This is a genomic window from Actinopolyspora sabaoui (assembly GCF_051225635.1).
Classification (GTDB): Bacteria; Actinomycetota; Actinomycetes; order Mycobacteriales; family Pseudonocardiaceae; genus Actinopolyspora.
Window position 1 is genome coordinate 361,794 of the sequence record NZ_JBMIHH010000002.1, and the last position, 26,167, is coordinate 387,960.

The window sequence follows — 26,167 nt, forward strand, 5'->3', positions numbered from 1 at the left end:
TTCGCTGTGCGTTTCGTTCCGTCGGGCTAGTACTTCAGGAGGTTGGCGTCGTCGACGGAGGCCGACCGGCGGGTGCGGTAGATGGACATGATGATGGCCAGTCCGACCACGACCTCGGCCGCGGCGACGACCATCACGAAGAAGGCCATGGCCTGCCCGTCGATCGATCCCTCGATACGCGCGAACGTCACCAGCGAAAGGTTGACCGCGTTGAGCATCAGCTCCACGCACATGAACAGCACGATCGCGTTGCGGCGTATGAGCACCCCGACCGTGCCGATGGTGAATAGCAGCGCCGAAAGCAGCAGGTAGTAGGTGGGGGTCACTGCCTGACCTCCTCGGGGGAACTCGAACCGGCGTCCGGGCGCGCGTTGTCATCCGGGGACTGCGGGTCCTCGGGGGAGCCCGCCGAACCGTTGCTCCCGGCGTGGCCGCCGGAGCCGTTCTTGCCGCCACCGTCGCCCGGCGTGTCGTCACCGGAACCGTTGCCGGGGGTTTCCTCCCCCTCCGGGGCCGGCGTGGACTCCGTCGTGCTCCGGCCGGACCCGTGCTCCTGGTGGCCGGTTCCGGTCAGCGCGTGCGCGTCGGGGCGGGGGCCACTGCCGGAGACCGCGTCCCGGTCGGGGCGCAGCCGTTCCACGGGGGTGTTGTCCAGGATCTCGGACAGTGAGTCCTCCGCGACGGAGCCATCCGGGAGCAGTGCCGGGGTGGCGACCGAGTTGGCCGTGGCGTAGACACCGGGACCCGGCAGCGGGGAGGGCCTGGAGTACTTCCCCTGGAACCTGGCCTCCACGGTTTCCCGCTGCGTCATGCGCGGCTGGCGTCCCTTGCCGCCGTAGGCCAGCACCATCGCCCCGAGCGAGGCGGTTATCAGCAGCGCCGAGGTGAGCTCGAACGGGAACAGGTAATCGGTGAAGATCACCTGCCCCAGGCCGCCCGCGGCTCCGCCACCGGGTGACCACGGATTCAACGGGGCGGCGGGCACCACCGCGTCGAGCGAGCGCGCCAGGCCCGCCACCAGCAGCACCGCCAGCGCCACTCCGAGCACTCCCGCGGCCAGCCGCTGCCCGCGCAGCACCTCGACCACGGAGTCGGAGGCGTCCCTACCGACGATCATGAGCACGAACAGGAACAGCATCATGATCGCGCCGGTGTAGACGATGATCTGGGTGAATCCGAGGAACTGCGCGCTCTGGGCCATGTACAGCACCCCGAGGCTGAGCATGGTGAGCACCAGCCACAGTGCCGAGTGCACCGCGCTGCGCGCGAAAACCATCCCGAGCGCGCCCAGCAGTGCCAGCGGCCCGAGGATCCAGAACACCACCGTCTCTCCGGTACCCACGACGCCCTGCTGCGCGGTCTGCGCGAGCGGCGTCCGCACGAGCACCTCGGTGGTAGCCGTCATGGTCATCACCGAACGGCCTCCTCGCCACCGGTCTCGACCGTGGTGCCGTCGGGTACTCCCTGCCCGCGGGCGAGTTCCGGTCCGTTGACGTAGTAGTCCTGCTCGTCCTCACCCAGCCGCATGTCGTGCGGCGGCTGTTCCATACCGGGCAGCAGCGGCGCGAGCAGGTCCTCCTTGGTGTAGATCAGGTTCTGCCGGTTGTCGTCGGCCGTTTCGTACTCGTTGGTCATCGTCAGCGCCCGTGTCGGGCACGCCTCGATGCACAACCCGCAGCCGATGCAGCGCAGATAGTTGATCTGGTAGTCGAAGCCGTAGCGCTCGCCGGGCGAGTACCGTTCGTCGTCGGTGTTGGTCCCGCCTTCCACGAAGATCGCGTCGGCTGGACACGCCCACGCGCACAGCTCGCACCCGACGCATTTCTCCAACCCGTCCGGATGCCGGTTCAACTGGTGCTTGCCGTGGAACCGGGGAGCCGGGATCTTCTTGACCTCGGGGTACTCCTCGGTCAGCACCGTTTTGAACATCTTGGACAGGGTGACGCCGAAGCCCTTCAGGGGATCAGTCATTCCCATCGGGTGCCTCCTTCGTTGAGCTGGTGGGCTCTTGCCCGGCTTCCGGCAGCCGGGATCGCGTACCCGTGGTGGCCGAAACCCTGGTTTCCCTGGGGGTTTCGGGGACCTTGAGATCGAGCGGCGGCACGGGGTAGCCACCGCCGGACAGCGGTGCCCGCGGTTCCTCCTGCTCCTCCTCCGGCGGTTTCCGGTCCGGCACGAGGAAGGCCACGATCAGCAGCAGCACGACGATGCCGCCCCCGATGAACAGGAACTGCTGCGAGCCGAGCAGGTCGGCGTTGCGGATGCCTCGGATGGCGGTGACCGCGCAGATCCAGACCAGGCTGAGCGGCACCAGTATCTTCCAGCCGAGGTTCATGAACTGGTCGTAGCGCAGCCTCGGCAGCGTGGCGCGCAGCCAGACGAACACGAACAGGAAGAACAGGGTCTTGCCCAGGAACCACAGCACCGGCCACCAGCCGGTGTTGAGGACTCCGTCGCCGATCAGGTACAGCGGCCAGGGGGCGTGCCAACCGCCGAGGAACAGGGTGGTCGCCAGGGCCGAGACGGTGACCATGTTGATGTACTCGGCCAGGAAGAACAGCGCGAACTTCAGCGAGGAGTACTCGGTGTGGAACCCGCCGACCAGCTCGGACTCGGCCTCCGGCAGGTCGAAGGGCGCCCGGTTGGTCTCGCCGACCATGGCGATGGCGTAGACCAGGAAGCTGAACGGCAGCAGCGCGAAGAACCAGCCGTTCTGCTGTGCCGCCACGATTCCCGAGGTGGAAAGCGTGCCCGCGTAGAGGATGACCGCGATGAACGAGAGTCCCATCGCGATCTCGTAGGAGATCACCTGCGCGGCGGAGCGCAGCGCGCCGAGCAGCGGGTAGGGGGATCCGGACGACCAGCCCGCCAGCACGATGCCGTAAACCCCGATGGAGGCGCAGGCCAGCACCACGAGCAGGCTGACCGGAAGTTCCACCAGCTGTAGTGCGGTGGGCTCGCCGAGGATGGTGACTTCGCCGCCGATCGGGATGACCGAGAACGCGATCAGCGCGGGGGTGGCCGAGATGACCGGCGCGAGGATGTAGATCCACTTGTCGGCCATCACCGGGCGGATGTCCTCTTTGAACGCGAGCTTGAGCCCGTCGGCCAGGGACTGCAACATCCCGAAGGGCCCCGCGCGGTTCGGCCCCGGACGCTGCTGCATCCTGCCGATGACCCTGCGCTCGGCCCAGATGGTCAGCAGCGTCATGACCACCAGGAAGGCGAACGTGGCCACGACCTTGATCAGGATGAGCCAGATGGGGTCGTCGGAGATCAGTCGTGCCGTCTCGTTCATGCGACACCCCCGTCGGTGCCGGTGTGACCGTTGCCGTTCGGACCGTGTCCGGGGGCACCGAGGCCGCCCGCGCCGTGACCGTTGGCGCTGTCGCTGTGCCCGTTGGCGCCATGGCCGTTGCTCATCGCCGAGGCCGTGTCCCCGGCCGCTGTTTCAGCCGGTTCCGGGCTTTTCGGCCCACCACCGGGTGGGGGTAGCGGCCCGGCCGTGAGGCCGACCACCGCGCCGTGCCCGGCACCGAGCACGCTGTGGACCTTGGCGGGCCCCGAGTTGCCCGGCAGCCAGACCACGCCGTCCGGCATCTCGACGATCTCGGACTCCAGCGCGACGGTTCCCCGCTCGGTGCTGACGCGGATCGGCTGGTGCGGTTCGATGCCGAGCCGCCGCGCGGTGTCCCGGGAGACGCGCGCCACGGGTGGCCGGGCGGTGCCCGCGAGGTTCGGTTCGTCGTGTTGCATCGAGCCGTTGTCCAGCAGGTGCCGCCAGCTCGCCAGCAGTGCCTTGTCCCCGACCGGTTCGGCCACCGGCTCGGCCGGAATGTCCGGGGGTTTCGGCCGGGCTCCGGGGTTCGCACCCAACCGCCGGATCTCGGCGGCCACCGCGGCAGGGGTCTGGGTGAACAGGTCCACGTCCATCTCCACCGCGAGGGTGTCCAGCACCCGGCAGTCCGGCAGCGCGCCGGTGCCCTCGATGGTGATCTCGAACTCGCGGGGCCGTCCCTCCCAGTTGAGGAAGGTGCCGGACTTCTCGACCGTGGGCGCGATGGGCAGCACCACGTCGGAGTGCTCGGTCACACCGGAGGGGCGCAGTTCGAGACTGACGACGAACCCGGCCGAGCGCAGCGCGCGACGAGCCTGTTCGGGGTCCGGCAGATCGTCGGGATCGACCCCGCCGACCAGCAGCCCCGAGAGCTCACCGGACTCGGCCGCGGCGAGGATGCCGTCGAGCTCTCGGCCGGGGATGCTGGGCAGGCTGCCCTCCGGGACGCCCCAGGCCTGTTCGATCCCCGAGCGCACCACCGAGTCGGAGACGGGGCGCCCGTTGGGAAGCAGCGTCGGTAGCGTCCCCGCCTCCACCGCACCGCGTTCCCCGGCACGGCGCGGGATCCAGGCGATGCCCGCACCGGTGCGTTCGGCCACCTGCGTCGCGGCGGTGTAGACCCCGGACACCTGGGCGCACCGCTCACCCAGCAGCAGGACGGCACCCGGCTCGGACAGCGCCTGTTCCACTTCGGCCGGAAGTTCGTACAGCGCGGCGGCCTCCCCGCCCGGCAGGCAGGGCAGCAGTCCCCCGCTGTGGATGGGGCTGCCGGAGTCGGCGATGTCGGTGGTCTTCTCCACCCCTGGCGAGTCCCACTGTCCGAGGTGGAACACCCTGGTGCTTCCGTTGCGGGCGGCCTTGCGCAGCCGGAGGAAGACGATGGGCGACTCCTCCTCGGGTTCGAAGGCCACGCACAGCACCGTGGGGGCCGCTTCCAGCGAGGAGTAGCTGACGCCGTCCTCCGGCCCGGTTCCGACCACCGAGGCACCCAGGAAGTCGAGTTCCTCGGTGGAGTGCGGCCTGGCGCGGTGATCGATGTCGTTGGTGCCCAGTGCCATCCGGGCGAACTTGCCGTAGGCGTAGGCGTCCTCGCGGGTGAGCCTGCCTCCGGGCAGCACTCCTACACCGCGCGAGTCGCGCGCGGTGAGCAGCCCGTTCGCGGCCCGGCGCAGCGCCTCGGTCCAGGAGGTCTCCCGCAGCTCGCCCGAGTCCGTGTCCCGCACCATGGGGCGGGTGATCCGGTCACTGGCGGTCGCGTACCGGAACGCGAAGCGCCCCTTGTCGCAGTTCCACTCCTCGTTGACCTCGGGATCCTCGCCCGCGAGCCTGCGCATCACCTTGCCGCGGCGCCAGTCGGTGCGCTGCGAGCAGCCCGAGGAGCAGTGCTCGCAGACACCGGGGGTGGACACGAGGTCGAACGGGCGGGAGCGGAATCGGTACGCCGCGCTGGTGAGCGCTCCCACTGGGCAGATCTGGATGGTGTTCCCGGAGAAATAGGACTGGAACGGCTGCTGCTCACCGATGCCGATCTGCTGCGTGGCGCCGCGTTCGAGCAGTTCGATGAACGGGTCACCGGCGATCTGCTTGGAGAACCTGGTGCAGCGCTGGCAGAGCACGCAGCGCTCCCGGTCCAGCAGGATCTGCGAGGAGATCGAGACCGGTTTGGCGAAGGTGCGCTTCTTGTCCACGAAACGCGACTCGCTGCGCCCGTGCTTGAGCGCCTGGTTCTGCAGCGGGCACTCCCCGCCCTTGTCGCAGATGGGGCAGTCCAGCGGGTGGTTGATCAGCAGCAGCTCCATCACACCCTGCTGGGCCTTGTCGGCCACCTGCGAGGTCTGCTGGGTCCGCACCACCATCCCGTCGGCCACCGCCGTGGTGCAGGAGGCCGCGGGTTTGGGCATCGGTTTGCCGTTGACCTCGACCTCGACCAGGCACTGCCTGCAGGCACCCGCCGGATCGAGCAGCGGATGGTCGCAGAACCGGGGAATCACGATGCCCAGCCGCTCGGCGGTACGGATCACCAGCTCGCCCTTCGGGGCGTCGACCTCGATACCATCGATGGTCAGCCGAACGTGCCCTTCCGGTACCGGACGGGACTGCGCGGTGTCGTTTCCGGACGCGGATGCCACCGTCATCGGGCCACTCCTGCCAGTGCGGGTTCCTCTGTCGTGTCCTGCCCGCGGTTGCTCTCGCACAGCGCGAGGAACTCTTCGCGGAAGTACTTGATGCCGCTGGTGATCGGGCTGACAGCGCCGTCACCCAGCGCGCAGAACGAACGGCCGAGCACGTTGTCGCAGACGTCGAGCAGCGTGTCGATGTCCTGCTCGGAGCCGCGCCCGTCCACCATTCGCTCCAGCACCTGCGCCAGCCAGAAGCACCCCTCGCGACACGGGGTGCACTTGCCGCACGACTCGTGCTCGTAGAACTGGGTCCACTTCATCACCGCCCACGGCACGGAAACCGTCTCGTTGAAGATCATCAACGCGGTGGTGCCCAGCATGGATCCGGCTTCGGTGGCCCCCTCGAAGTCGAGCGGCACGTCGAGGTGGTCGGCGGTGAACAGCGGCGTGGAGGAGCCGCCCGGAGTCCAGAACTTCAGCGGAATCCCGTCCTTCATCCCGCCCGCCAGTTCCAGCAGTTCCCGCAGCGTCGTGCCCAGCGGAGCCTCGTACTGCCCGGGGTGTTCCACGTGCCCGGACAGCGAGAAGATCTTCGGCCCGGGGGATTTCTCCCGCCCCATGGCGCGGAACCAGTCCGAACCGCCGTTGACGATGTAGGGCACCGAGGCGATCGTCTCGACGTTGTTCACGGTGGTGGGCGAGGAGTACAGCCCCGCCTGCGCGGGGAACGGTGGTTTCAGCCTGGGTTGGCCGCGCTTGCCCTCCAACGAGTCGAGCAGCGCGGTCTCCTCACCGCAGATGTAGGCACCGGCTCCGGCGTGCACCACCATGTCCAGGTCGAACCCGGAGTCCAGGATGTTCTTGCCCAGATAGCCCGCCTCGTACGCCTCGCGCACCGCGTGGTGCAGCCTGCGGATGCAGTGCAGCGCCTCGCCGCGCACGTAGATCATGCAGGTGCTCGCCCGCATCGCGTAGGCGGCGATGACGCATCCCTCGATCAGCGAGTGCGGGTCGGCCATCATCAGCGGAACGTCCTTGCACGTCCCCGGTTCACCCTCGTCGGCGTTGATCACCAGGTAGTGCGGCCGGGAACGGTCCTTGGGCATGAAGCCCCACTTCACCCCGGAGGGGAAACCCGCACCGCCCCTGCCGCGCAGTCCGGCCGTCTTGACCAGTTCGATGAGCTGGTCGGGATCGGCCGAGAGCGCGGTGCGCAGCGCGGTGTAGCCCTCCAGCTGCTCGTAGGTGCGCAACGACCAGGACTCCGGGGACAGCCAGCGGCGGGTGAGCACGGGAGTCAGTGGACTCACCGCGGCCCGTTCCGGGGCGTTGCCGTCTGATGCGTTCGCTTCGGTCATCGCCTGCCCTCACTTCTTCTCCGGAATGGGCGGAAATTCGACCTCGTCGGGCATCGGTGGTGCGTTCCAGCCCTGCTCACGTGCGAGTTCGGCACCGCGCACCGTCTCGGGGGCCGCGGCCGACGACTCGGCGGCCTCCGCCGCGCCGGGGCCGTCGAAGAACCCGGCCAGCTGACGCTCGGTGTCCCGGAAGTCGGTCAGCGGCGCACCGCGACTGGGCAGTGGCCGTTCACCACGCCGCAGCGCCCGGACCGTCTCCAGCGCGCTCTCGGCCGTCTGGTTGTCGAAGTACTCGTAGTTGACCTGCAGCACCGGCGCGAAGTCGCAGGCAGCCAGGCACTCGGCGTGCTCCAGCGTCACCGATCCCTCGGCCCCGGGGGTGCCCGCGGTCTCCTCGTGACCCGCGCCCAGCTCCTCGGACAACACACGGTAGACCTCGTCGCCGCCCATCGCCGCGCACAGCGTGTTGGTGCACACGCTGACCAGGAACTGCCCGCACGGTTGCCGCTTGTACATCGTGTAGAACGTGGCGACCGCGTTGACCTCGGCCGTGGACAGCGCGAGCTGCTCGGCGCAGAACCGCATTCCCTCAGCGGTGACGTGCCCCTGCACCGACTGGACCAGGTGCAGCATCGGAAGCAGCGCCGAGCGGGACTCGGGATAGCGCTCGATGATGCTCCGCGCCTCGGCCCGGACGCGTTCGCCGAACACCGCCTCCCCGGCCGCGGCCTGCTCCGCCGACTCGGTCGGGGACTGCCCGCCGGGGGTGAGCACGTGCTCGGTGGTCGTGTAGTCGAACTGCTCGGTCATCTAGCGGTCCACCCCACCCATCACAGGATCGATCGAGGCCACGACGGCGATCACGTCGGCGACGAGCCCACCTTCGGCCATCGCCGGGAACGCCTCCAGGTTCACGAAGCTGGGGTCCCGGACGTGCACCCGCATCGGGCGGGTTCCGCCGTCCGACACGTGGTGGTAGCCCAGCTCGCCCCGAGGAGCCTCGACCGGCGTGTACGCCTGGCCCGGCGGGACGTCGAATCCCTCCGTGACCAGCTTGAAGTGGTGGATCAGCGACTCCATCGACTGACCCATGATCTTGCGGACGTGGTCCAGCGAGTTGCCCATGCCGTCCGGCCCGATGCTCAGCTGTGCGGGCCAGGCGATCTTGGGGTCGTCGACCATGACCGGCCCGGGTTCCAGCTTGTCCATGCATTGCCGGACGATCCGCAGCGACTGCCGGATCTCCTCCACGCGCAGCAGGAACCGCGCGTAGCAGTCGGCGTCGGTGCTGGTGGGAACCTCGAAGTCGAACTGCTCGTAGCCGCAGTAGGGCTCGACCTTGCGCAGGTCCCAGGCCAGTCCGGCCGAGCGCAGGATCGGCCCGGTGGTGCCCAGCGCCAGGCAGGCGTCCAACGGCAGGTAGCCGACGCCCTTGAGGCGTTGCTTCCAAATCGGCTGGCCGCTGAACAGCTTGTCGTAGTCGGGCAGCCTGCTCTCCATGACCTTGCAGAACTCCAGGACCTTCTCCCTGGAGTTCTCCGGGATGTCCTGGGCGACCCCGCCCGGTCGGATGAAGGCGTGGTTCATCCGGAGTCCGGTGAGGAACTCCAGCAGGTGCAGCACCTCTTCGCGGTCGCGGAACCCGAAGGTCATGCCGGTGGTGGAACCGAGTTCCATCGCGCCGGTGGCCAGGAAGACCAGGTGCGAGGAGATCCGGTTGAGCTCCATCAGCAGCACCCGGATCGTCTGCGCCCGTTCCGGCGCGGACACCCGCAGCAACTTCTCCACACCCAGGGAATAGGCGGTTTCGTTGTGCAGCGGTGCCAGGTAGTCCATCCGCGTGACGAACGTGACGCCCTGGGTCCAGGTGCGGTACTCGGTGTTCTTCTCGATACCGGTGTGCAGGTAGCCGATCACCGAGCGGGCCTTGGTGACTGTCTCGCCCTCGAGCTCCAGCACCAGCCGCAGCACGCCGTGGGTGGAGGGGTGCTGCGGGCCGAGGTTGATGACGACGCGCTCCTCCTCCTGCGTGTCGTCCAGGAAGTCCTCCCAGTCACCACCGGTGACCGTGTAGACCCTGCCCTCCGTGGTCTCCCGGGCGGAGGCGGCGAACGGGTCGCCACCGGACCGATCACCGCCGGACCCGTCACCACCCGGTCGGGAACCGGTGGGGGTTTCGGCGTCGATACTCATGCTGCCTCCTCGAACAGCGCGGCCACCCGGCTCCGAGTCCGGAGGCCGCACCCGATGGATCCAGGCCCGCTCACGTGTAGGACCTGCGCTGGTCGGGCGGTGGAACCTCGGCTCCCTTGTACTCCACCGGGATGCCACCGAGCGGATAGTCCTTGCGCTGCGGGTGGCCGTCCCAGTCGTCCGGCATGAGAATCCGTGTCAGGGCCGGGTGGTCGTCGTAGACGATGCCGTACATGTCCCAGGCCTCCCGTTCCTGGAAGTCGGCCGTCGGATAGACGTCGACCACCGAGGGAACGTGCGGGTCGGCCACATCCACGGCGACCTCGACGCGGATCCGACGCCGGTAGGTCAGCGAGGTGAGGTGGCAGACCGAGTGCAGCCGTTGCGGCACGTCGGGACCGTAGTCCACCCCGGACAGACTGCTGCAGAGTTCGAACCGCAGCGCGGGCTCGTCGCGGAACGTCCGGCAGATCCCGACCAGATGCTCCCGGTCGACGTAGAAGGTGATCTCGCCGCGGTCCACGGTGATCCGCAGTACCGTCGAGTCCGGGATACCGCGCCGTTTCATGCCGTCGAACAGCTCGTCGGCCACCTCGTCGAACCAGCCACCGTAGGGCCGTTCCGCCTCCGGCGGCACGTAGGCGGGCACCCGGAGACCGCCGTAGCCCGAGGTGTCCCCGCTGCCGGTCACACCGAACATGCCCTTCCGGGCGCGGCCCGCCACCACCTGCTCGGGGGCCGCTTCCTCCGTGGGGCCGGTGTGCTCGGCCGCCGTCTCCGGGAGTCCCCCGGTGGTTTCGTCGCCGCTCATCGCCGAATCACCTGCCCGCCGTCGTCTCGTTCCGGTTCCACGCGGCCGCGGGAGTCACCGGGTGGCAGATTCTCGATACCGGCGGCGCCCAGCTCGCCCTCAGCGCCCATCTCGCGGCGCTGCGCGTTCTGCTGCCGCTCGGCCATGCGCCGCTTGGACCCACGCCGGGGTGCGTACTTCTCGGAGGAGGCGGGCAGCTCCGTACGGTGCCCCTGCTCCACCTGCTCGGCCGCGCGCTTGCCGTTGATGGGCTCGTCCATGACCTTGGCGTGCAGCTTGAGGATCGCGTCGAGCAGCATCTCCGGACGCGGCGGACAGCCGGGCAGGTACATGTCCACCGGAACCACGTGGTCCACGCCCTGCACGACCGCGTAGTTGTTGAACATCCCGCCACTGGAGGCGCAGACCCCCATCGCGAGCACCCAGCGGGGCTCGGGCATCTGGTCGTAGATCTGCCGCAGCACCGGGGCCATCTTGTTGGTGACCCGGCCCGCGACGATCATCAGATCGGCCTGCCGAGGTGTGGCCGAGAACCGCTCCATCCCGAATCGGGCGATGTCGTAGCGGGAACCGCCCACGGTCATCATCTCGATGGCGCAGCAGGCCAGCCCGAACGTGGCGGGCCACATCGAGGTCTTACGGGTCCAGTTGACGAGTTTTTCCACATTGGCCAGCAGGATGCCGTTGGGCAGGCTTTCCTCAAGCCCCATCTCGGCACTCCTTCCCACGAGTCGCCCCGGCGAACGGGGCACCACCACCGATCCCGACGCGCCCGCACCGGGCGGCTGTCGTACTCACTTCGCCGGTCAGTTCCAATCGAAACCACCACGCCGCCACACGTAGAGATCGGCGAAACCGAAGGTCAGGATGAACAGAATCACCGCGACCACGCCGTAGAGCCCGAGAGCGTCCGCGGAGACGGCGTAGGGGAACAGAAAGACCATCTCGATGTCGAAGAGGATGAACATCATGGCCGTGAGGTAGTAGGCGACCGGCATGCGGCCACCGCCACCTACCGGCTGCGGCGAGGGTTCAATCCCGCACTCGTAGGCGTCGAGCTTGGCCTTGTTGTACCGACGCGGACCGACCAGCGGCGCGATCGCGACGGAGAACGCGGCGAAGCCGAACGCCAACGCGAACATCAGCACCAGCGGGATGTAGGGATCCAGCACTGTGCCTGCCTCCTTAATCCAGTTCCCGCTACGCCCCGAGCGAGCTCGGCGACCACACTCAGCACTTTATGCGCCCGGTTGCACGCACCCCGTATTGAGGTGAACCTAACTTTATGAGTTACCGCACAGGGCCGCCGGAATCTGATCAGACAGGCGCCCTCAGGCGCTAGGCGTGAGCCGAGTAGTGGTACTTATCACACGATCCACGGCGTCACCTCCCCTGCTGTCGTAGAGGTTGGCCAGCAGTTTGAGTACGAAGCGCATCAGCGCCTTGCGGGGAAGGCCGTACTTGGTGGCGGTGCGCATCACCGTCGGGTGACCGATGATCCTGCTGAACAGGTTTCCCATCCGGAAGTAGCCGCCCAGCGACTCGGCGACGGCACCGGGGTAGCGGGCCAGCGCACGCTCCCTGGCCGCGGCATCCGTACGGGACCTGGCCTGGATCACGCACTCGGCGGCCAACCGTGCGGCCTCCATCGCGTAGGCGATCCCCTCGCCGTTGAAGGGGTTGACCATTCCGCCGGAGTCACCCACCAGCAACAGGCCGGAGCTGTAGTGCGGCATTCGGTTGAACCCCATCGGCAGCGCCGCACCGCCGATCCTGCCGGTGGCGTTGGCCTCCCGGAGCCCCCATTCCTCGGGCGTGCCGTCCAACCAGGTGCGCAGCAGCGCCCGGTAGTCGGTCTTGCCGTAGGCCTTCGAGGTGGACAGCACACCCAGGCCCACGTTGACGGTGCCGTCCCCCATGCCGAAGATCCAGCCGTAGCCGGGCAACAGCTCGGCGTCCTTCGGATTCGAGCCGTTCCAGAGCTCCACGTGCGACTCCAGGTAGTCGTCGTCGGCGCGCGGGCTCTCGTAGTATCGCCGGACTGCCACACCCATCGGGCGGTCCTCCCTGCGCTGCAGTCCCATGGACAGCGCCAGCCTGCCCGAGACCCCCTCGCAGGAGATGACCAGCGGCGCCCGGTAGCTGACCTCGGCGCGTTCCGGTCCGGACTTGGCGTGCACCCCGGTGATACGACCGGTTCGGTCGTCGGTGATGGCCTCGGTCACCGAGGTGCGCTGCACCAGCCTGGCTCCCGCCCGCTGCGCGTGGCGGATCAGCAGATCGTCGAAGTCGTTCCTGGGGCGGACGACGCCGTAGGGCGGGTACTCGGCCAGTTCCGGCCAGTCCAGTTCCAGCCGCACTCCGCCTCCGACGACCCGGAGGCCCCGGTTGTGCAGCCAGCCCGCCTCCGGGCGAGTGTCCACCCCGAGGTCGATGAGTTCCTTGACCCCGCGCGGTGTGATGCCGTCGCCGCACACCTTCTCCCTGGGGAAGGCGCTCTTCTCCAGGACGAGAACGTCCAGGCCCGCCTTGGCGAGATAGGTGGCGGCGGTTGCCCCCGCCGGTCCCGCTCCGACGACGATGACCTCGGCGTCGTCGGTGGCCCGGCCTCGAATGGGGGTGGTTGTCATGGTGCTCCTTGTCCAGCCTTGCTGTTCGGATCGACGTCGTTCCCCCTCGATGATCCCGGCGGAACACGCCGCCGCACCGCCCGAGCGACATCGGCGACCTTGTGAATAAGTTCACTAACGAGTCTAGGACGGACATCCCGCTCGATCGAGACATCGCGAGCGGAAGAACTCACGGGCGCGGCGGAAGTCGTACGGAAGACACGAACACGGGGCGGGGCAACACAGGGCGGGCCATCACGGAGCGGGACGGGAGACAACACCGTCCGCCCGAAGCAGTACCGGGCGCTACTTCCACTCGGGGCTGCCGGCTACGCCATTCGGGCGCCGTCAATTTCCCGCGAAATCGCCGCCGCAGTGCGGCGGTGCGGCCCCGGCTACCCCGTTTGGGCGGTTCAATTTCCCGCGAAATCGCCGGGCCGGCGATGCGGTGCCGAACTCCCACCACTCCCACGGGCCGGACCCCTACCCACGGAAGCCGAGTCGCCGACCTCCCACTAGTAGGCTGCGGGTGTGTCTCGAGCCGGCCTGGACAGGAATCCCCGTGCGGTAGCCGCGATGTTCGACGGCGTCGCCCGTGGCTACGACCGCACCAACACGGTGCTCTCCTTCGGGCTCGACCGCCACTGGCGGAACGCGACCCGTCGGGCGCTCGCTCCCGCTCCGGAGGAACGGATCCTGGACCTGGCCGCCGGAACCGGCGTTTCCACCGCCGAGTTCTCCCGCTCGGGCGCGTACTGCGTGGCCGCCGACTTCTCACTGGGGATGCTCGCCGCCGGCGGTCACCGGGAACTGTCGATGGTGGCGGCCGACGCGCTGCGACTCCCGTTCGCCGACGGTGCCTTCGACGGGGTCACCATGCTGTTCGGACTCCGCAACCTGGCCGACACCGAGGCCGGACTGCGGGAGATGGCACGCGTGGTCCGCCCCGGCGGCAGGCTGGTGATCTGCGAGTTCTCCACCCCCACCAGCAGGCCGTTGCGCGCCGCCTACCGCAACCTCGCGTTGCGCGCGGTTCCGCCGGTGGCGCGGACCGTCGCCAGCAACCCGGACGCCTACGTCTATCTGGCCGAGTCGATCCTCGCCTGGCCCGACCAGCGGGAGCTCGCCGCTACGATCGCCCGGTCCGGCTGGTCCGAGGTGGCCTGGCGTGATCTCACCGGAGGAATCGTCGCCCTCCACCACGCCTCGAAACCCTACTGATCGAACTCTTCCGGCCGGACTGCCCGGCCGGTTTCGTGGCGAAACCTCTCGCCCGGCTGGCGCAACGGTAGTGAGGGGTGCGGTCCGCATCGAATGCGCGGCGATTTCGTGGGAAATTGACGCCCCGGGGGGGACCGCACCGCCCCAGCGGCGCGGCGATTTCGTGGGAAATTGGCGCCGCCCGTCCCGAAAGCGGTACCGCCTGTGGTGCCGAGCGGTTAGGATCCCTCTCGGCCGATCGGGCGTGGCACGCACTGCGTGCGGACCAGCGGACCGGGTGCACCCCGCACTGTTCCGTACGCCGTCCGGGCACAGCCAAGGAGCAGCCCAGGATTCTTGACCGGAGCATCGCCGCGCGTCCACACGCAATTGGTCTGCCGGTTACCCATAGCGACCACAATGATGCGGTATGAGTGTTTCGCCTCCCCCGAAGACCGGCCGTGCGGAGCAGGCGCTGATCTCGCGCGCGTTGGAGACCGCGGGGCGGCTGGCCAACGAAGCGGCCGATGTCATCACGGCAACGGCGGGACACGACACACCACCGTCGGAGCCGGACTCCCCCTTCGACTGGGTCACCGATGTGGGTCGCACCCTCGAACGGCACACCCGAAGGATCCTGGCGGAGCATTTTCCGGGAATACCGGTGTACGGCGAGGAGTTCGACGCGGCCGCGCTGGGCGAGGCCCAGGGCGATTTCCGCTGGGTGGTCGACCCGGTGGATGGCACGGCGAACTACGTCGCCGGGGTGCCTTGGTGTGCCTACAGCCTGGCGATGCTCGACGCCCAGGGCCCCGTGGTCGGGGTGGTGGCCGACCCCTACCGGGCCCAGATATACGCGGCCGCCCGTGATCGGGGGATGCGGGCGAACGGAAAACCGGTGCGGTTGACGGAGGAACGCTCCCCCAGGGCGAGCATCGTCTGCACCGAGTTCACCAGGTTCGGCCCCTGGCGGGGTATGGACAGGTTCATAGCCAACGCCGCGGCCGATCATGTGGGGGTTCGGGTTCTCGGATCACCCGCGCTGGCGATCACGCAGGTGGCACTCGGGCAGGCGGTGGCCGCCGTGCTTCCCTCCTACGGGGAGTGGGACGTGGCGGGTGCGTTGGCTCTCGCCGTGGAATCCGGCGCCAACGTGCTGGACAGCTACGGAAGACCGGCGACCCTGCCGCACGACGGTCTCCTGGTGGCCGCTCCCGGGATCACCGAGACCGCGTTCGGGTGGTGGTGGCAGGCCTCGGAAGTGGGCTGATCAACAGCCCACCGTTCGAGCCGACCGGCGCTGCCGTTCTCGTGCCGGCGCGTCCGGTCGGTGCGCGCGATCAGCCCGAGACGCGAGGGAACTTCCGTTCAGACCTGTGCCCTCACCAACGAGGACGTCTCGGGCGTTCCACCCGAACCGGCCCGGCCTTCCAGGATCGCGGACATCGCGGGTAACAGCGGGAAGCGTTCCCGCAACGCGGCGATACGGCGTTGGGCGTGCTCCTGGTCGGCTCCCGCGGCCAGCTCGGCGACCACACCGCCCAACTGATCTCCCAGCTCGGTGAACCGCGAGACCGCCACCACGACACCCTCCTGAATCCTGCGGAGGGCGGCCCGCCGCGTCGAATCGGCGGTGGCGACCGGAGAGTCACCGGCGTCGAGCTCGCGGGCCAGCTGCACCAGCGTTCGAACCGTGGGCAGTTCGGCGTCCATGCGGTAAACGACCTGCCGCAAACCGCGCCGCACCGGTAGTGAGGAGACCGTGTCAGCGGCTCGAACCGCTCGGTGCACGGCCTGCTCGCACCGGTTGAGTTCGCACAGCCACGCGTCGCGGTGCTCGGTCAACGCGTGTTCGAGCCCGGCACGGGAGTCGGTGCGGGTAGTGCCCGGCGTGGTTTCCGGCTGCTCTTCGGGTACCGGAGGTGCGCTCGACGAACGTCGGGCCAACACCCCCAGGAGCACACCGAGCACGCCGGCGGCCAACGCCACGATCAGGTGCGTCCAGAATCCGCCCATTTCCCGCGGTGCCCTTCGCTCGAACTCCCCCTGGCCGTGTGACGGGGTTCCCTCCCGAGCGGAGCGGATGGAACACCCCGCTCCACGGGAACCCCCGGGGCGCGCACTACGCCACTCGGAGAGTGTGCCCGGGAAAGGGTCCGCTTCGCTTGGGGGAAAGTACTCAAATACCGACCGGTGGAGTTTCCGAGAGGCTCTCGGGTTCACGGGGCTCGTGGGTTCACGGGGCTCGCGGAATCCGGATGTGCTCAGGCCTCGATCGTCTCGTACTGCCGCATCTCGGCGAGCAGGAACTCCAGCGCGCTGGTGTGCACACCGGAACGCCCCAGCGGCTCCACGTCGTCGTAGAAGACCCGCGCGTCGGGCGGTTCCAGGCGCGCCACCGAGAGCACCTCGTCGAGCAACGCGGCCACCTCGTTACGCAGTCCGCTCGGATCCACGGCGAAGCCGAGGTCGGCCAACCGGCGTTCCACGGGATGCGGGACGAACAGTTCGCCGGTCATCGGCCAGACCCGGGCCAGTCCGGTGCTCATCCGCTCCCGTGAAGTGGTCGTACCGTCGCCGAGGCGAATAACCCACTGCGCGGCGTGATCACGGTGGCCGCGCACTTCCGGCAGCGCCACCCGCGCCAGTTCCGAGAGCACCGGATCACGGCTGGCGACGAGCCTGCCGAACAGGGCCGTCCGCCAGGCCGCGCAGACCATCAGTCTGGCGATGGAGACGGCGAAGTCCCCACCCGCCCCGGGGCCGCAATCGAGCTCGACGAGCCGAACGTTGCGAAACTCCTCCAGGCCCCGTTCGTGTGCCAGCAGGTTCTCGTCACGCCCGCTGTCCTCCACGGTCGCGGCGCGATTCAACAGCTCCCGGGCGTGGCCGAGCAACTCCAGCAAGATGCCGACCTGGACGCAGTCCTCCTCCAGATCCGGGGAGTGCTGGCACCAACCGACCTGACGTCGTGCCAGCACGAGGGCGTCGTCGCCCAGCATCATGCAGTAGACCGAGAGGTCGGCCGCGGAAACATCCTCCGGAACGCCGCGATCCGTGGTGGCCAGTGGGGTGCCCGCCGCTCGGACTGTCCAACGCTGCTGTTCACCGGGGGAGTTCGAAACGTTTTCGGGCGTGGCGGTGCCCCCGCCCTCGCGAGTTCCCCGCCGCGTGGGGAACCACCGCCGTGCGTCGCCGATTCCGGAAGTAACCATAGCCGCCCCCGTTCCACCCCGGCTCCCTCGGTTCCGGTGCGCTGACCCCGGACCGCGGGATGTCACTTCGGCTGTCAGCACTGGTTCGGCTGTCAACTACTGGTTCGACTGTCAGTGCCGGGTCACACCGCCATTCTCCCACCGCAACGCGATACCCCCAATAGAGTGACAGGTGGCCGCGGTACTTCCATCACCACCGGGGCACTTCCACCACCATCGGGGGACTTCAAAGCACAGCCGGGGAACTTCGAGCGCTGGCGGCTCGCCGCGTCAGCCAGTAAGCGGGCAGCACGATCGCCCACAGTACGGCCAGGGCACTGCCGATCGGCAGGATCGCCACCGACATGTTCCTGCCCGCCACGCGCACGAGATCCGGGTTCTCCCTCTCGAACTCGACGCTGACCAGCTGCCCCTCCTGCAGTCCCACGGGGTAGAGCACGCCGTTCGGCGGGGTGTACACCCGGCCGCTGTCGGTGTTGAACCGGACCACGGTACGCAGGTAGGACTTCTCCACGACCTCGGCGGAGGCGGTTCCCATGTCCTGTTCGATGGTGCGGTCGTCGATGTGGCAGGCCAGCAGCAACGCCAGCCCAAGCGCGGTGAAGAAACCCCCCACCGCCAGCACCAGCAACGGTGCGAGGCGCCGGAACCCACGGGGGAACCACCGCGTTCCCGAACGGTTGTCGGCGGTGTTCGGTTCCGCGGTGCCGACCGCCCGCTCCGCTCGCGTCTCGCCAGTCACAACCGGTGATTGTAATGCGCCCGAGGAACCGGATCGCTAAACGACCCGTTCGGAGGGCAACAGCAGGCACGCCTGCCCCGGTCGGAGGACTTTCCGTACGTGGCCCCGCTCGTTCGTGCGAGGTGATCGAAAACGCTGTTCCGAGCCGCTCACCGGCTCGCCCGAGCAGGCGGTGCCACGAGAAGTCCCGAACAGCGGAGCCGCTCTCCCGTGCGCGCAGGCCCGCTTCGCGTCGCGACGCACGGCACGCGTTCCGGTGACGGCCGCCACCCCCGATGTGGTGGCGGGCACGCGCGAGACGGGTGTCACCCGACAGAGTCGCAGGACACCTACCCTCGAAACGTGGAGCACTTCCAGCAGAATCTGACTGTCCGCACACGTAGGGTTCCGTCGCCAGAGGGACACTACGATCTTTTGGACCTGTTGCCCGAAGGGATATCACCCGATTCGGGGCCACTTTGCTGGACGCGACACGGTGAAGGGGTAGTCGGCTGGGGGGAAGCGCTGCGCATCGAGACAGCGCGCGGCGAGCGGTTCGTGACGGCGGACGAGCGATGGCAACGACTCGCGGCGCGAATGGAGGTCGACGACGAGGTGAAGCTGCCGGGAACCGGCCCGGTTGCATTCGCCAGCATCGCCTTCGGCGACGCCCCCGGCTCCTCGGTGCTGATAGTTCCCGAGGTCGTGGTCGGGCAGCGCGGCGGGGTGCGTTGGATCACCACCATCGGTGAGCACGACCGGAAGCTTTCCCGCGCCGCTCCCGCACGGTCCCCCGGCACCATCCGCTACAGCGACGGCGAGTTCCCCACCACACGCTATCGGCAGGCGGTGGCCGAGGCGGTACGCCGGATGCGCGGCTCGACCGAGCTGAGCAAGGTGGTTCTGGCGCACGATCTGCTGGCCACCACCTCGGAACCGCTGAGCTCGCGCTACCTGCTGGGGAATCTGGGCAGGCGCTACCCGGGGTGCTGGACGTTCGCCGTCGACGGATTGGTGGGAGCCACTCCGGAATTACTGTTGCAGCGCAACGGCAACGAGGTGAGTTCCCGGGTGCTCGCCGGGACGGCGTGGCCACACGAGGGACGCACCCAGCAACAGCTGATGTCGGAGTTGCTGGGCTCGGCCAAGAACCGCGGGGAGCACACCTACGCGGTGCGTTCGCTGGCGAACGGGCTGGAGCCGTTCTGCAAGGAACTGGACGTACCCACCAGTCCCGAGGTGCTGCGGCTGCGCAACGTGATGCATCTGGCCTCGGACGTCTCCGGACAACTGGACCCGATGCTCGCGCAGAACGGCCACGCCGGGCTGCTGCGACTGGTGCAGTCGGTGCATCCCACGGCCGCGGTCGGCGGAACCCCCACCACGGGCGCGCTCGAGCTGATCGAGGAGCTGGAGGAGATGAACCGGGAGCGCTACGCGGGTCCGGTCGGCTGGGTGGACGCGGACGGAAACGGGGAGTTCGGCATCGCGTTGCGCTGTGCGCGGCTCACGTGGCAGTCCGGCGCGGGCTCACGGGCGCGACTGTTCGCGGGCTGCGGTGTGGTTCCCGACTCCGATCCGGACACCGAGGTCACCGAGGCGGAGGCGAAACTTCTTCCCGTGCGGGAGGCGTTGGAAGGAGTGCGTTGAGCGCGAACGGTCGGCGAATCCCGAACTCCCTTCCGGAAGGTGTTCACTCGTGCTCGGCGAGGCACGCCTCGCGTAGTTTCCGCAGCACCGCGTTCACGTCGTCGGCCGCCGCGCGGGGATCCGCCCGGTAGGCGATGACCAGTTTCTCGGCCACCCGATCGGGGTCCTCCCCGTTGAGCAGATCGCGCAGCACCCGGGCTCCGGTCGTGTTGAGCTGTCCGGACGTCTCGTCGTGCAACAACATCCTCTTCGGACCTCCACGAGCGCGCCTGGCCGACGATGCGGCTCCGCGAATCCTGGACTCCACACCGGACCGACCAGGTGCTTCCACTCGAACGCTAGCGGGACAGCCGATTCGCGCAAAGCCGCCGCACCGGAATTCACGCGAAGGTACGACTCGCGCGGACGTCGAGCGACACGAAAAACCGTCCCCGCTCGCACCGGGCGAACGGGGACGGTTACGGGACCGGCCAATTCAGCCGTGATTGTGCGTCCTGGCCAGCAACTCGTGAGTGTGGTTCAGCTGCTCGACCGCCTTCGGCGCGGGCGCGTCCGCGGGCCGCGCGGCGGCGGTCCGCGAGACTCCGGTCTCGCTGCCCACCCGCGGTTTACCCTTGCTGAACAGCCACTTGTCGAAGAAGCCGTCCAGCTGCTGTCCGGAGACGCGCTCGGCGTGCTCGACGAACTCCGAGACGGTGGCGTTGCCGCCCCGGTTCCGCTCGAACCAGGTCCGCACGGTGCGCAGCATCTTCGCGTCGCCGATCCGGTTCCGCAACGCGTGCAGCGTCATGGCGCCCCGGTTGTAGACCGAGGCGTGGAACAGGTCCTCCTTGCCGGGGTCACCCGGCGTGACCTGCCAGAACGGCGAGCCGGCCGGGTAGGAGGAGTAGTAGTGGTCGAACAGCTCCTGGGCCGTTCCGTTGCCCTGGTGCTCGGCCCACAGCCACTCGGCGTAACTCGCGAATCCCTCGTTGAGCCAGATGCTCGACCAGTCCGCCACGGCCACCGAGTCACCGAACCACTGGTGCGCGAGCTCGTGGGTGACCACCGAGGTGTTGGAACCGATCCGGAAGAAGTTCGGGCTGTAAACGGGCCTGGTCTGGTTCTCCAGCGCGAAACCGAGCCCTTCGGCGGGGACCACACCCCCCTGGGTCTCGAACGGATACGGCCCGACGATTCCCGAGAGGAAGTCCAGGATCTCCGGGGTGCGTTCCAGACTGGCCTCGGCGGGCCCCTTGAGATCACCCAGCCCGTCGGCGTAGGCGGTGATCATCGGCTGGTCGAAGGCACCCTGCTTGCCGTGTACGTCGTACTGCCCGATGGCCAGGAACGCGAGGTAGGTGGCGCTGGGGCTGGGCATGCGCCAGTTCCAGCGGGTCCAATCGCCCTGGCGACTACGAGCGGTCATCCTGCCGTTGGACAGCACCTCGGTTCCGTTCGGCACGGCCACCGAGATGTCGAAGGATGCCTTGTCCGAAGGGTGGTCGCTGCCGGGGAACCACCACTCGGAGATCAGCGGCTGTCCGACCGCGACGGCCCCGTTCTCGGTGCGCTTCCAGGGGGTCTGACCGTCCACCTTCACCGTGGAGGGCTTGTCGGCATAGCTGACCACGAACGTGGCCAGGCTTCCCTCGCGCAGTGCTCGCTTCGGCGTGACGGTCACCTCGGTGGCGCCCTGCCGCTCGACCCGCGCGGGCGCCCCGTTGACCCGCACGGACCGTATCCGCAGCGCGAAGTCCAGGTTGAACGAACTCAGGTCCTCGGTCGGCTCGGCCACGATGGTCGTGGTGCCGCGCAGCAGGTCGTTCTTGGGTTGGTAGCGCAGCCGGATGTCGTAGTGGGACACGTCGTAGCCACCGTTACCCGCTTCCGGGTAGTACGAATCGCCGACGCCTGGTGCACCCGCACCAGCGGTTCCCGCCAGGGCGGGGGTCGCGAGAACCGCCGTCGCGGCGCAGGTGGCGACGGCGGTGCGCAGCGCTCGTCTCCGCAACAAGTGACAACTCCTAACACGGTGCCGGATTCGGAACACAACCAGTGATCATACGCATACGAAGCGATATCGGGCCGGATCAGCGGGCTGACTCTATTGCCAGCACCCGATCGGTGACCAGTACGTGGTGATCACGGGATTTACCGGGAGCACGGCGATAACCGGGAACCGTCCCGCATCGGGACGGCCCGCCCCGGGACGCCCCGCATCGGCGAGTGGCGGGCACCGCCCGAATCCCGAGCTGTGGGGCGGATCCTGTCGATCCCCGAAGGCTCGGACGCACAATGCGGGCATGTCGAACAGCACCCGGGGAGCCGCCCCGAGCGTCCGTCCGATCGGGAGCACCGCCCTGCTCGCGGCCGGAATCATCACCGCGATACAGCTGTCGACGGGTAGTCACACCTCGGGCGGCCCTTACGTCGTGGCCCTCATGCTCTGCGTGGTGGGTACGGGACTGCGGATCGAATCAGCGGTGCGGGATCGCGCGTCGGAGACGAATCCGGCACGGGAAACACGCCACGACCACACTGACGAGTGACATTTTTCGCGGCACCGGGGCCGCACGAGGAACCGTCACTCCCTCTCGGGCATGGCCGGTCCGATGTGGTCGTGATCGCGCAGGTGCTGCAACAGGTCGAGCACGGCCTCGACACTGGTGCCCGCGATCGGGCCGCGCCGGTGCGGGATCGGCACGTCGGTGTAAGTGGTGTAGGCGATCCACCCGGCCGGATCGACGTTGTACACGACGCTGCCGAGGTGATCCCCGGCGACGAAAACCTCGTAGCCGACGGTCGCCCGCTCCTGGTCGACGATCGGTTCGTAGTGCTGGTCGGTGATCTCCTCGGCGGTGTACAACCGGGTCATCGCTGCTCCCGTGGTCGGGTTCCGACGGAACGGCGCCGCGTGCGTTCGGCGGCACGGCGGCCCGTGATCAGACAGTCTCGCACCGTCACCGGTCCGACACGAGGGGTGTCCGCACGAGCCGCCGTCGAATTCGGTAACACCGGACGCGTGCGCATCGAAATCCGTACTCATCTGATCGAACGAATCCGACGGGACACGGCAGCGGTCCGGGACGCCAAAGTCTCCACCGTGGCCGAACTGCTGGCCGACCGCCGTGCGGCCGCCGCTGTCGAGGTCTCGAGAACAGCGCGTGTCCGGCCGTCGCGACCCGGTTGAACGTCCCGGCCGTCACCGCTGTTCGGGCTTGGAAGGATCTGGCTACCGGCGTGGAGGTCCGACTGATTCGCTGATCTCGGCTCCGCTCAGCCGAGCACGGCGGATGTGACGGCTTCGGACAGCCGTTGGTGCAGCTCCCGCAGCCCCTCCCGCGCGGTGCGGACCTCGACGACGCGCGGCCCCGGGCGGTAGCGCAGCGCCTCACCGAGGTCCTCGCCGTCGTCCACCAACCGGTGCGGCACCCCGTGCGCCGCGCACAGCGCGGCCAGATCGGTGCCGTGCGGGGTGCCGAAGACCCGCTCGAACGTCTCGGCGTACTCCGAGCGTCCCTGCTCCAGCAGCCCGAAGATCCCGCCGCCGTCGTCGTTGCACACCACGATCGTCAGATCCGGGCGCTGTTCGTACGGCCCGAGCAACAAGCCGTTGGCGTCGTGCAGGAAGGTCAGATCGCCCAACAGCGCGTAGGTGGGTGTCCCGCGGGCCAGGGCCACGCCGAGCGCCGTGGAGACCGTGCCGTCGATGCCCGCCACACCCCGGTTGCGGTGCACCCGCACGTCGGGGCGTGCCCTTGCGGACAGCGCCACGTCGCGCGTGGGATTCGAGGACCCCACGACCAGCGTCGAGTCGGCCGGAAGTTCGTCGAGCACTCGGGCGGCGACCACGGGGCCGTGCGAGCGGGACTCCCGGTCCAGCGCGGCGGACAGCTCCTCACCCGCCTTGTGGTCGGCCGCCGACCACGCCTCCAACCACGTCGGGTCAGGGGTCACCGCCGAGGGGTCCACCGAGTCGGCGAGCAGCGAGACGTCGTGCGCGGGTGCGGGCCAGGATTCCGGCTGGTCGTGCAGCAGGACGGTCTCCACCTCGCGGTCGGCCAGCAGCCGCTGCACCTGCCGGAACACCGTGGGCCTGCCGACGCAGACGACCTGGTCGGGGCGGTTGACGCGGAGGAACTCGGCCGTCTCCAGCAGCCACATCCCGGTGGGCAGCAGCGTCTCCCCACCGTGTCCCACGCCGCCGGTCTCGGCGAGCACCGGCCAGCCGAGTCGCCTCGCCCAGTCGAGGTCGTGCTCCCCACTGTCCTCGGCGAGCAGCACCAGCCCGTACGGCGAGCTGGGCGTGTAGCGGGCGGGTTCGTGTGGCGCCGTCACGAACTCGGTCCAGGGGCGTCCGTCGGGGCGCCCGGCGAGGGATTCGCACCACTCCGCTGGGCCGGACGCCGGCTCGTCGTCCGAGCCGGTCGGGACGGCAGCGGCCGGTTCGTCGGGCACGAGTGGTTCGTCGGGCACGAGTGGTTCCCGGAACGGCAGGTTGAGGTGCACCGGCGCGGCCGGGCGAACACCCCCGAGCGCCGCGTGCACGGCACGGCAGGTCTGACCGCGCCAGTAGGCGTGCTGCCCTGGACGGTTCTCGGCGACCGCCAGTTCCTCGAACCATCGCACCGAGGTGCCGTAGAGCCCGTGCTGGTCGATGGTCTGGTTGGCTCCGGCCGCGCGCAGTTCGGGCGGTCGGTCGGCGGTGAGCACGAGCAGCGGCACCCCGGCGTGACCCGCCTCGGTCACGGCCGGGTGCAGATTGGTCGCGGCGGTGCCGGAGGTGCAGACCACGGCCACCGGTTCGCCCGTCGCGGCGGCGATGCCGAGGGCGAGGAACCCCGCGCTGCGCTCGTCGATCCGCACGTGCAGCGCGAGACGCCGTCGCTCGGCCGCGCGGTGCAGCGCGAAAGCCAACGCGGCGTTTCGCGACCCCGGGGAGAGCACGGCGTGGCGCATCCCGTTGCGCACCAGCTCGTCGACGATCACCTCGGCCTGGGCCGTAGCGGGATTCAATGGATCACCCCGGTGTCCGGGAGAGCTGCGATGGACTGCGCGTCACTCTACAGACCCGCCTCACCTCGACTTTCGCAGGTTCGGCCGCTCGGCGGTCCGGACGGCGTGGCACGGCGGACCTCGACGCGGTCGGCTCGGCACCGGGCGCGCCGCGGGCGGGGACAGCGGAACACACTGCCCCACCGGGCGGACAATGGTGGCCATGAGCAGCGCCAGAGAACTTCGCGCCCTGACGATTCCCCGGGATCCGGGCGAGCTGAGGGCAGTGATCGCGGAGCTGCGGACCGCGCTGGACGGGACCGGCCCTGCGCTGCTGCCGCTGGCGGCGGACGATCCCGCCGCAGGAGAAAAGGCCGTTGCGCTCGGCGCCGGGGAACCACTGGCCGAGCACGAGGACTCGGAGTCGGATCCCACGAGCCTGGTGATCGCGACCTCCGGCTCGACCGGCACGCCCAAGGGGGTCCTGCTGCCGGCGTCCGCGCTGCGGAGTTCGGCCCTGGCCACCCACGAGCATCTCGGCGGCCCCGGGCAGTGGTTGCTGGCGATGCCCGCCCAGCACGTCGCGGGAATCCAGGTGCTGATCCGCTCGATCGTGGCGGGGCACACCACGGAAGCGGTGGACACGCGCGGGGGCTTCACCGCCGAGGCGTTCGCCGACGCGGCCGAACCGCTGTTGCGAACGCAACACCGGCACTACACCGCGCTGGTGCCCACCCAGTTGGGGCGACTGCTCGACGCGGCGAGCGAGCCGCGCGGGCTCCGGGCGCTGCGTGCCTTCGACGCGGTGCTGCTCGGCGGCGCGGCGGCGGCGCCGGACCTGCTGGAGCGGGCACGCGAGGCCGGGGTGAACGTGGTCACCACCTACGGCATGAGCGAGACGGCGGGCGGCTGTGTCTACGACGGCATCCCGCTGCCCGGTGTCGGGGTTCACGTCGACTCCCCGGAGCCGGGCCGGATCAGCCTGTCCGGGCCGACGCTGGCGCGTGGTTATCGCCGCGCCCCCGAGAACCGCCACTCCTCCGACGCAGGTCACACCTTCGACGCAGGACGCACCGCCGAGAGGGCGGCGTTCGAGGCGGGCTGGTTCCGCACCGGCGATGTCGGCCAGTGGCGCGACGGAACCCTCGAAGTACTGGGCAGGGCCGACGACATGATCGTCACCGGCGCCGTCAAGGTGGTGCCCGCGGCGGTGGAACGCGCGCTGACCGAGCACCCCGACGTCCGGGAGGCGTGCGTGCTCGGCGGGCCGGATCCCGAATGGGGCCAGGCAGTGCTGGCGGCCGTGGTTCCCGAGCGCGGCGTGCCGGACGAGTGGAAGCTGCGCACGCGGGTTCGGCAGCGGCTCGGCGCGGCGGCGGCACCGAAGCGGTTCGTGATGCTCGACGAGCTGCCGCTGCGGGGACCGGGCAAACCCGACAGGCGGGCGCTGCTGGAGATGTTCGGCTGACCGTTCC

Annotated in this window: 25 protein-coding genes; 6 read left to right on the top strand and 19 right to left on the bottom strand. The window is 69.1% G+C overall.

Features of this window, described 5'->3' with window-relative positions; genetic code table 11:
- Positions 1 to 26 precede the first annotated feature (26 nt).
- From nuoK to ACOQFL_RS04220, 12 genes are all read right to left on the bottom strand, one after another.
- Positions 27 to 326, bottom strand: coding sequence for an NADH-quinone oxidoreductase subunit NuoK (gene nuoK / locus ACOQFL_RS04165; protein ID WP_092626357.1), 300 nt, complete (start codon positions 324 to 326; stop codon positions 27 to 29).
- Positions 323 to 1,405: an NADH-quinone oxidoreductase subunit J gene (locus tag ACOQFL_RS04170; protein WP_435542925.1), complete on the bottom strand. Its 1,083-nt coding sequence runs from the start codon at positions 1,403 to 1,405 to the stop codon at positions 323 to 325. The genes nuoK and ACOQFL_RS04170 overlap by 4 nt, the downstream gene beginning before the upstream one ends.
- Before the next feature lie 5 nt (positions 1,406 to 1,410).
- Positions 1,411 to 1,977, bottom strand: coding sequence for an NADH-quinone oxidoreductase subunit NuoI (gene nuoI, locus ACOQFL_RS04175; protein WP_092626359.1), 567 nt, complete (start codon positions 1,975 to 1,977; stop codon positions 1,411 to 1,413).
- Positions 1,964 to 3,298: an NADH-quinone oxidoreductase subunit NuoH gene (gene nuoH, locus ACOQFL_RS04180; protein WP_435542733.1), complete on the bottom strand. Its 1,335-nt coding sequence runs from the start codon at positions 3,296 to 3,298 to the stop codon at positions 1,964 to 1,966. Before nuoH ends, nuoI begins: the two co-directional genes overlap by 14 nt.
- Positions 3,295 to 5,973 carry an NADH-quinone oxidoreductase subunit G gene (locus tag ACOQFL_RS04185; RefSeq protein WP_435542734.1) on the bottom strand — a complete coding sequence of 893 codons (2,679 nt, stop codon included), beginning with the start codon at positions 5,971 to 5,973 and terminating at the stop codon, positions 3,295 to 3,297. The genes nuoH and ACOQFL_RS04185 overlap by 4 nt, the downstream gene beginning before the upstream one ends.
- Positions 5,970 to 7,316 (bottom strand): NADH-quinone oxidoreductase subunit NuoF, encoded by a 1,347-nt coding sequence (gene nuoF / locus ACOQFL_RS04190; RefSeq protein WP_435542735.1) that lies wholly within the window; start codon positions 7,314 to 7,316, stop codon positions 5,970 to 5,972. The genes ACOQFL_RS04185 and nuoF overlap by 4 nt, the downstream gene beginning before the upstream one ends.
- Before the next feature lie 9 nt (positions 7,317 to 7,325).
- Complete coding sequence (gene nuoE, locus ACOQFL_RS04195; protein WP_435542736.1) at positions 7,326 to 8,126, bottom strand: NADH-quinone oxidoreductase subunit NuoE; 801 nt, start codon at positions 8,124 to 8,126, stop codon at positions 7,326 to 7,328.
- Positions 8,127 to 9,509: an NADH-quinone oxidoreductase subunit D gene (locus ACOQFL_RS04200; protein WP_435542737.1), complete on the bottom strand. Its 1,383-nt coding sequence runs from the start codon at positions 9,507 to 9,509 to the stop codon at positions 8,127 to 8,129. It lies immediately after the preceding gene.
- Positions 9,510 to 9,579: 70 nt separating this feature from the next.
- Positions 9,580 to 10,320 (bottom strand): NADH-quinone oxidoreductase subunit C, encoded by a 741-nt coding sequence (locus ACOQFL_RS04205; protein WP_435542738.1) that lies wholly within the window; start codon positions 10,318 to 10,320, stop codon positions 9,580 to 9,582.
- On the bottom strand, positions 10,317 to 11,030 hold the full coding sequence (locus tag ACOQFL_RS04210) for a NuoB/complex I 20 kDa subunit family protein (RefSeq protein ID WP_435542739.1): 714 nt from the start codon (positions 11,028 to 11,030) through the stop codon (positions 10,317 to 10,319). The genes ACOQFL_RS04205 and ACOQFL_RS04210 overlap by 4 nt, the downstream gene beginning before the upstream one ends.
- A gap of 96 nt (positions 11,031 to 11,126) precedes the next feature.
- Positions 11,127 to 11,492: an NADH-quinone oxidoreductase subunit A gene (locus ACOQFL_RS04215; RefSeq protein WP_092626373.1), complete on the bottom strand. Its 366-nt coding sequence runs from the start codon at positions 11,490 to 11,492 to the stop codon at positions 11,127 to 11,129.
- Between the two features lie 159 nt (positions 11,493 to 11,651).
- The gene (locus tag ACOQFL_RS04220) at positions 11,652 to 12,950 is read right to left on the bottom strand and encodes a geranylgeranyl reductase family protein (protein WP_435542740.1); all 1,299 of its coding nucleotides are present in this window, start codon (positions 12,948 to 12,950) and stop codon (positions 11,652 to 11,654) included.
- 510 nt (positions 12,951 to 13,460) lie between these two features.
- Here ACOQFL_RS04220 and ACOQFL_RS04225 point away from each other — a divergent pair.
- Both ACOQFL_RS04225 and ACOQFL_RS04230 read left to right on the top strand, forming a co-directional pair.
- On the top strand, positions 13,461 to 14,150 hold the full coding sequence (locus tag ACOQFL_RS04225; protein WP_435542741.1) for a demethylmenaquinone methyltransferase: 690 nt from the start codon (positions 13,461 to 13,463) through the stop codon (positions 14,148 to 14,150).
- 409 nt (positions 14,151 to 14,559) lie between these two features.
- Positions 14,560 to 15,399 (top strand): inositol monophosphatase family protein, encoded by an 840-nt coding sequence (locus tag ACOQFL_RS04230; RefSeq protein WP_435542742.1) that lies wholly within the window; start codon positions 14,560 to 14,562, stop codon positions 15,397 to 15,399.
- 98 nt (positions 15,400 to 15,497) lie between these two features.
- Here the strand turns inward: ACOQFL_RS04230 and ACOQFL_RS04235 are convergent, their stop codons facing one another.
- The 3 genes from ACOQFL_RS04235 to ACOQFL_RS04245 form a co-directional block, all read right to left on the bottom strand.
- The gene (locus ACOQFL_RS04235; RefSeq protein WP_435542743.1) at positions 15,498 to 16,145 is read right to left on the bottom strand and encodes a hypothetical protein; all 648 of its coding nucleotides are present in this window, start codon (positions 16,143 to 16,145) and stop codon (positions 15,498 to 15,500) included.
- A gap of 248 nt (positions 16,146 to 16,393) precedes the next feature.
- A complete protein-coding gene (paaC, locus tag ACOQFL_RS04240; RefSeq protein ID WP_435542744.1) occupies positions 16,394 to 17,344 on the bottom strand; it encodes a 1,2-phenylacetyl-CoA epoxidase subunit PaaC in 951 nt (316 codons plus the stop codon).
- A gap of 226 nt (positions 17,345 to 17,570) precedes the next feature.
- The gene (locus ACOQFL_RS04245; RefSeq protein ID WP_435542745.1) at positions 17,571 to 18,086 is read right to left on the bottom strand and encodes a DUF3592 domain-containing protein; all 516 of its coding nucleotides are present in this window, start codon (positions 18,084 to 18,086) and stop codon (positions 17,571 to 17,573) included.
- A gap of 423 nt (positions 18,087 to 18,509) precedes the next feature.
- On the opposite strand from ACOQFL_RS04245, the gene ACOQFL_RS04250 reads away from it, so the two are divergent.
- Complete coding sequence (locus tag ACOQFL_RS04250; protein ID WP_503169958.1) at positions 18,510 to 19,715, top strand: isochorismate synthase; 1,206 nt, start codon at positions 18,510 to 18,512, stop codon at positions 19,713 to 19,715.
- A 43-nt stretch (positions 19,716 to 19,758) separates the two neighbouring features.
- Here ACOQFL_RS04250 and ACOQFL_RS04255 read toward each other — a convergent pair whose 3' ends face one another.
- On the bottom strand, positions 19,759 to 19,959 hold the full coding sequence (locus tag ACOQFL_RS04255) for a PqqD family peptide modification chaperone (protein ID WP_435542747.1): 201 nt from the start codon (positions 19,957 to 19,959) through the stop codon (positions 19,759 to 19,761).
- Between the two features lie 231 nt (positions 19,960 to 20,190).
- Positions 20,191 to 21,711 (bottom strand): M1 family metallopeptidase, encoded by a 1,521-nt coding sequence (locus ACOQFL_RS04260; RefSeq protein WP_435542748.1) that lies wholly within the window; start codon positions 21,709 to 21,711, stop codon positions 20,191 to 20,193.
- A 289-nt stretch (positions 21,712 to 22,000) separates the two neighbouring features.
- On the opposite strand from ACOQFL_RS04260, the gene ACOQFL_RS04265 reads away from it, so the two are divergent.
- On the top strand, positions 22,001 to 22,246 hold the full coding sequence (locus ACOQFL_RS04265; protein ID WP_435542749.1) for a hypothetical protein: 246 nt from the start codon (positions 22,001 to 22,003) through the stop codon (positions 22,244 to 22,246).
- A 35-nt stretch (positions 22,247 to 22,281) separates the two neighbouring features.
- Here ACOQFL_RS04265 and ACOQFL_RS04270 read toward each other — a convergent pair whose 3' ends face one another.
- Positions 22,282 to 22,572, bottom strand: coding sequence for a hypothetical protein (locus ACOQFL_RS04270; protein ID WP_435542750.1), 291 nt, complete (start codon positions 22,570 to 22,572; stop codon positions 22,282 to 22,284).
- 147 nt (positions 22,573 to 22,719) lie between these two features.
- On the opposite strand from ACOQFL_RS04270, the gene ACOQFL_RS04275 reads away from it, so the two are divergent.
- Positions 22,720 to 22,887 (top strand): hypothetical protein, encoded by a 168-nt coding sequence (locus ACOQFL_RS04275; protein ID WP_435542751.1) that lies wholly within the window; start codon positions 22,720 to 22,722, stop codon positions 22,885 to 22,887.
- Between the two features lie 86 nt (positions 22,888 to 22,973).
- Here the strand turns inward: ACOQFL_RS04275 and menD are convergent, their stop codons facing one another.
- The gene (gene menD / locus ACOQFL_RS04280; protein WP_435542752.1) at positions 22,974 to 24,713 is read right to left on the bottom strand and encodes a 2-succinyl-5-enolpyruvyl-6-hydroxy-3-cyclohexene-1-carboxylic-acid synthase; all 1,740 of its coding nucleotides are present in this window, start codon (positions 24,711 to 24,713) and stop codon (positions 22,974 to 22,976) included.
- Positions 24,714 to 24,915: 202 nt separating this feature from the next.
- Here menD and menE point away from each other — a divergent pair, with 202 nt between their 5' ends.
- Positions 24,916 to 26,160: an o-succinylbenzoate--CoA ligase gene (gene menE / locus ACOQFL_RS04285; protein ID WP_435542753.1), complete on the top strand. Its 1,245-nt coding sequence runs from the start codon at positions 24,916 to 24,918 to the stop codon at positions 26,158 to 26,160.
- Positions 26,161 to 26,167 lie beyond the last annotated feature (7 nt).

Bases quoted from the DNA above. Each gene is read 5' to 3' on its own strand.
- ACOQFL_RS04170 (WP_435542925.1), bottom strand. From the start codon at position 1,405: ATGACGGCTACCACCGAGGTGCTCGTGCGGACGCCGCTCGCGCAGACC.
- nuoI (WP_092626359.1), bottom strand. From the start codon at position 1,977: ATGGGAATGACTGATCCCCTGAAGGGCTTCGGCGTCACCCTGTCCAAG.
- nuoH (WP_435542733.1), bottom strand. From the start codon at position 3,298: ATGAACGAGACGGCACGACTGATCTCCGACGACCCCATCTGGCTCATC.
- ACOQFL_RS04185 (WP_435542734.1), bottom strand. From the start codon at position 5,973: ATGACGGTGGCATCCGCGTCCGGAAACGACACCGCGCAGTCCCGTCCG.
- nuoF (WP_435542735.1), bottom strand. From the start codon at position 7,316: ATGACCGAAGCGAACGCATCAGACGGCAACGCCCCGGAACGGGCCGCG.
- nuoE (WP_435542736.1), bottom strand. From the start codon at position 8,126: ATGACCGAGCAGTTCGACTACACGACCACCGAGCACGTGCTCACCCCC.
- ACOQFL_RS04200 (WP_435542737.1), bottom strand. From the start codon at position 9,509: ATGAGTATCGACGCCGAAACCCCCACCGGTTCCCGACCGGGTGGTGAC.
- ACOQFL_RS04205 (WP_435542738.1), bottom strand. From the start codon at position 10,320: ATGAGCGGCGACGAAACCACCGGGGGACTCCCGGAGACGGCGGCCGAG.
- ACOQFL_RS04210 (WP_435542739.1), bottom strand. From the start codon at position 11,030: ATGGGGCTTGAGGAAAGCCTGCCCAACGGCATCCTGCTGGCCAATGTG.
- ACOQFL_RS04220 (WP_435542740.1), bottom strand. From the start codon at position 12,950: ATGACAACCACCCCCATTCGAGGCCGGGCCACCGACGACGCCGAGGTC.
- ACOQFL_RS04230 (WP_435542742.1), top strand. From the start codon at position 14,560: ATGAGTGTTTCGCCTCCCCCGAAGACCGGCCGTGCGGAGCAGGCGCTG.
- ACOQFL_RS04235 (WP_435542743.1), bottom strand. From the start codon at position 16,145: ATGGGCGGATTCTGGACGCACCTGATCGTGGCGTTGGCCGCCGGCGTG.
- paaC (WP_435542744.1), bottom strand. From the start codon at position 17,344: ATGGTTACTTCCGGAATCGGCGACGCACGGCGGTGGTTCCCCACGCGG.
- ACOQFL_RS04255 (WP_435542747.1), bottom strand. From the start codon at position 19,959: ATGTTGTTGCACGACGAGACGTCCGGACAGCTCAACACGACCGGAGCC.
- ACOQFL_RS04265 (WP_435542749.1), top strand. From the start codon at position 22,001: ATGTCGAACAGCACCCGGGGAGCCGCCCCGAGCGTCCGTCCGATCGGG.
- ACOQFL_RS04270 (WP_435542750.1), bottom strand. From the start codon at position 22,572: ATGACCCGGTTGTACACCGCCGAGGAGATCACCGACCAGCACTACGAA.
- menE (WP_435542753.1), top strand. From the start codon at position 24,916: ATGAGCAGCGCCAGAGAACTTCGCGCCCTGACGATTCCCCGGGATCCG.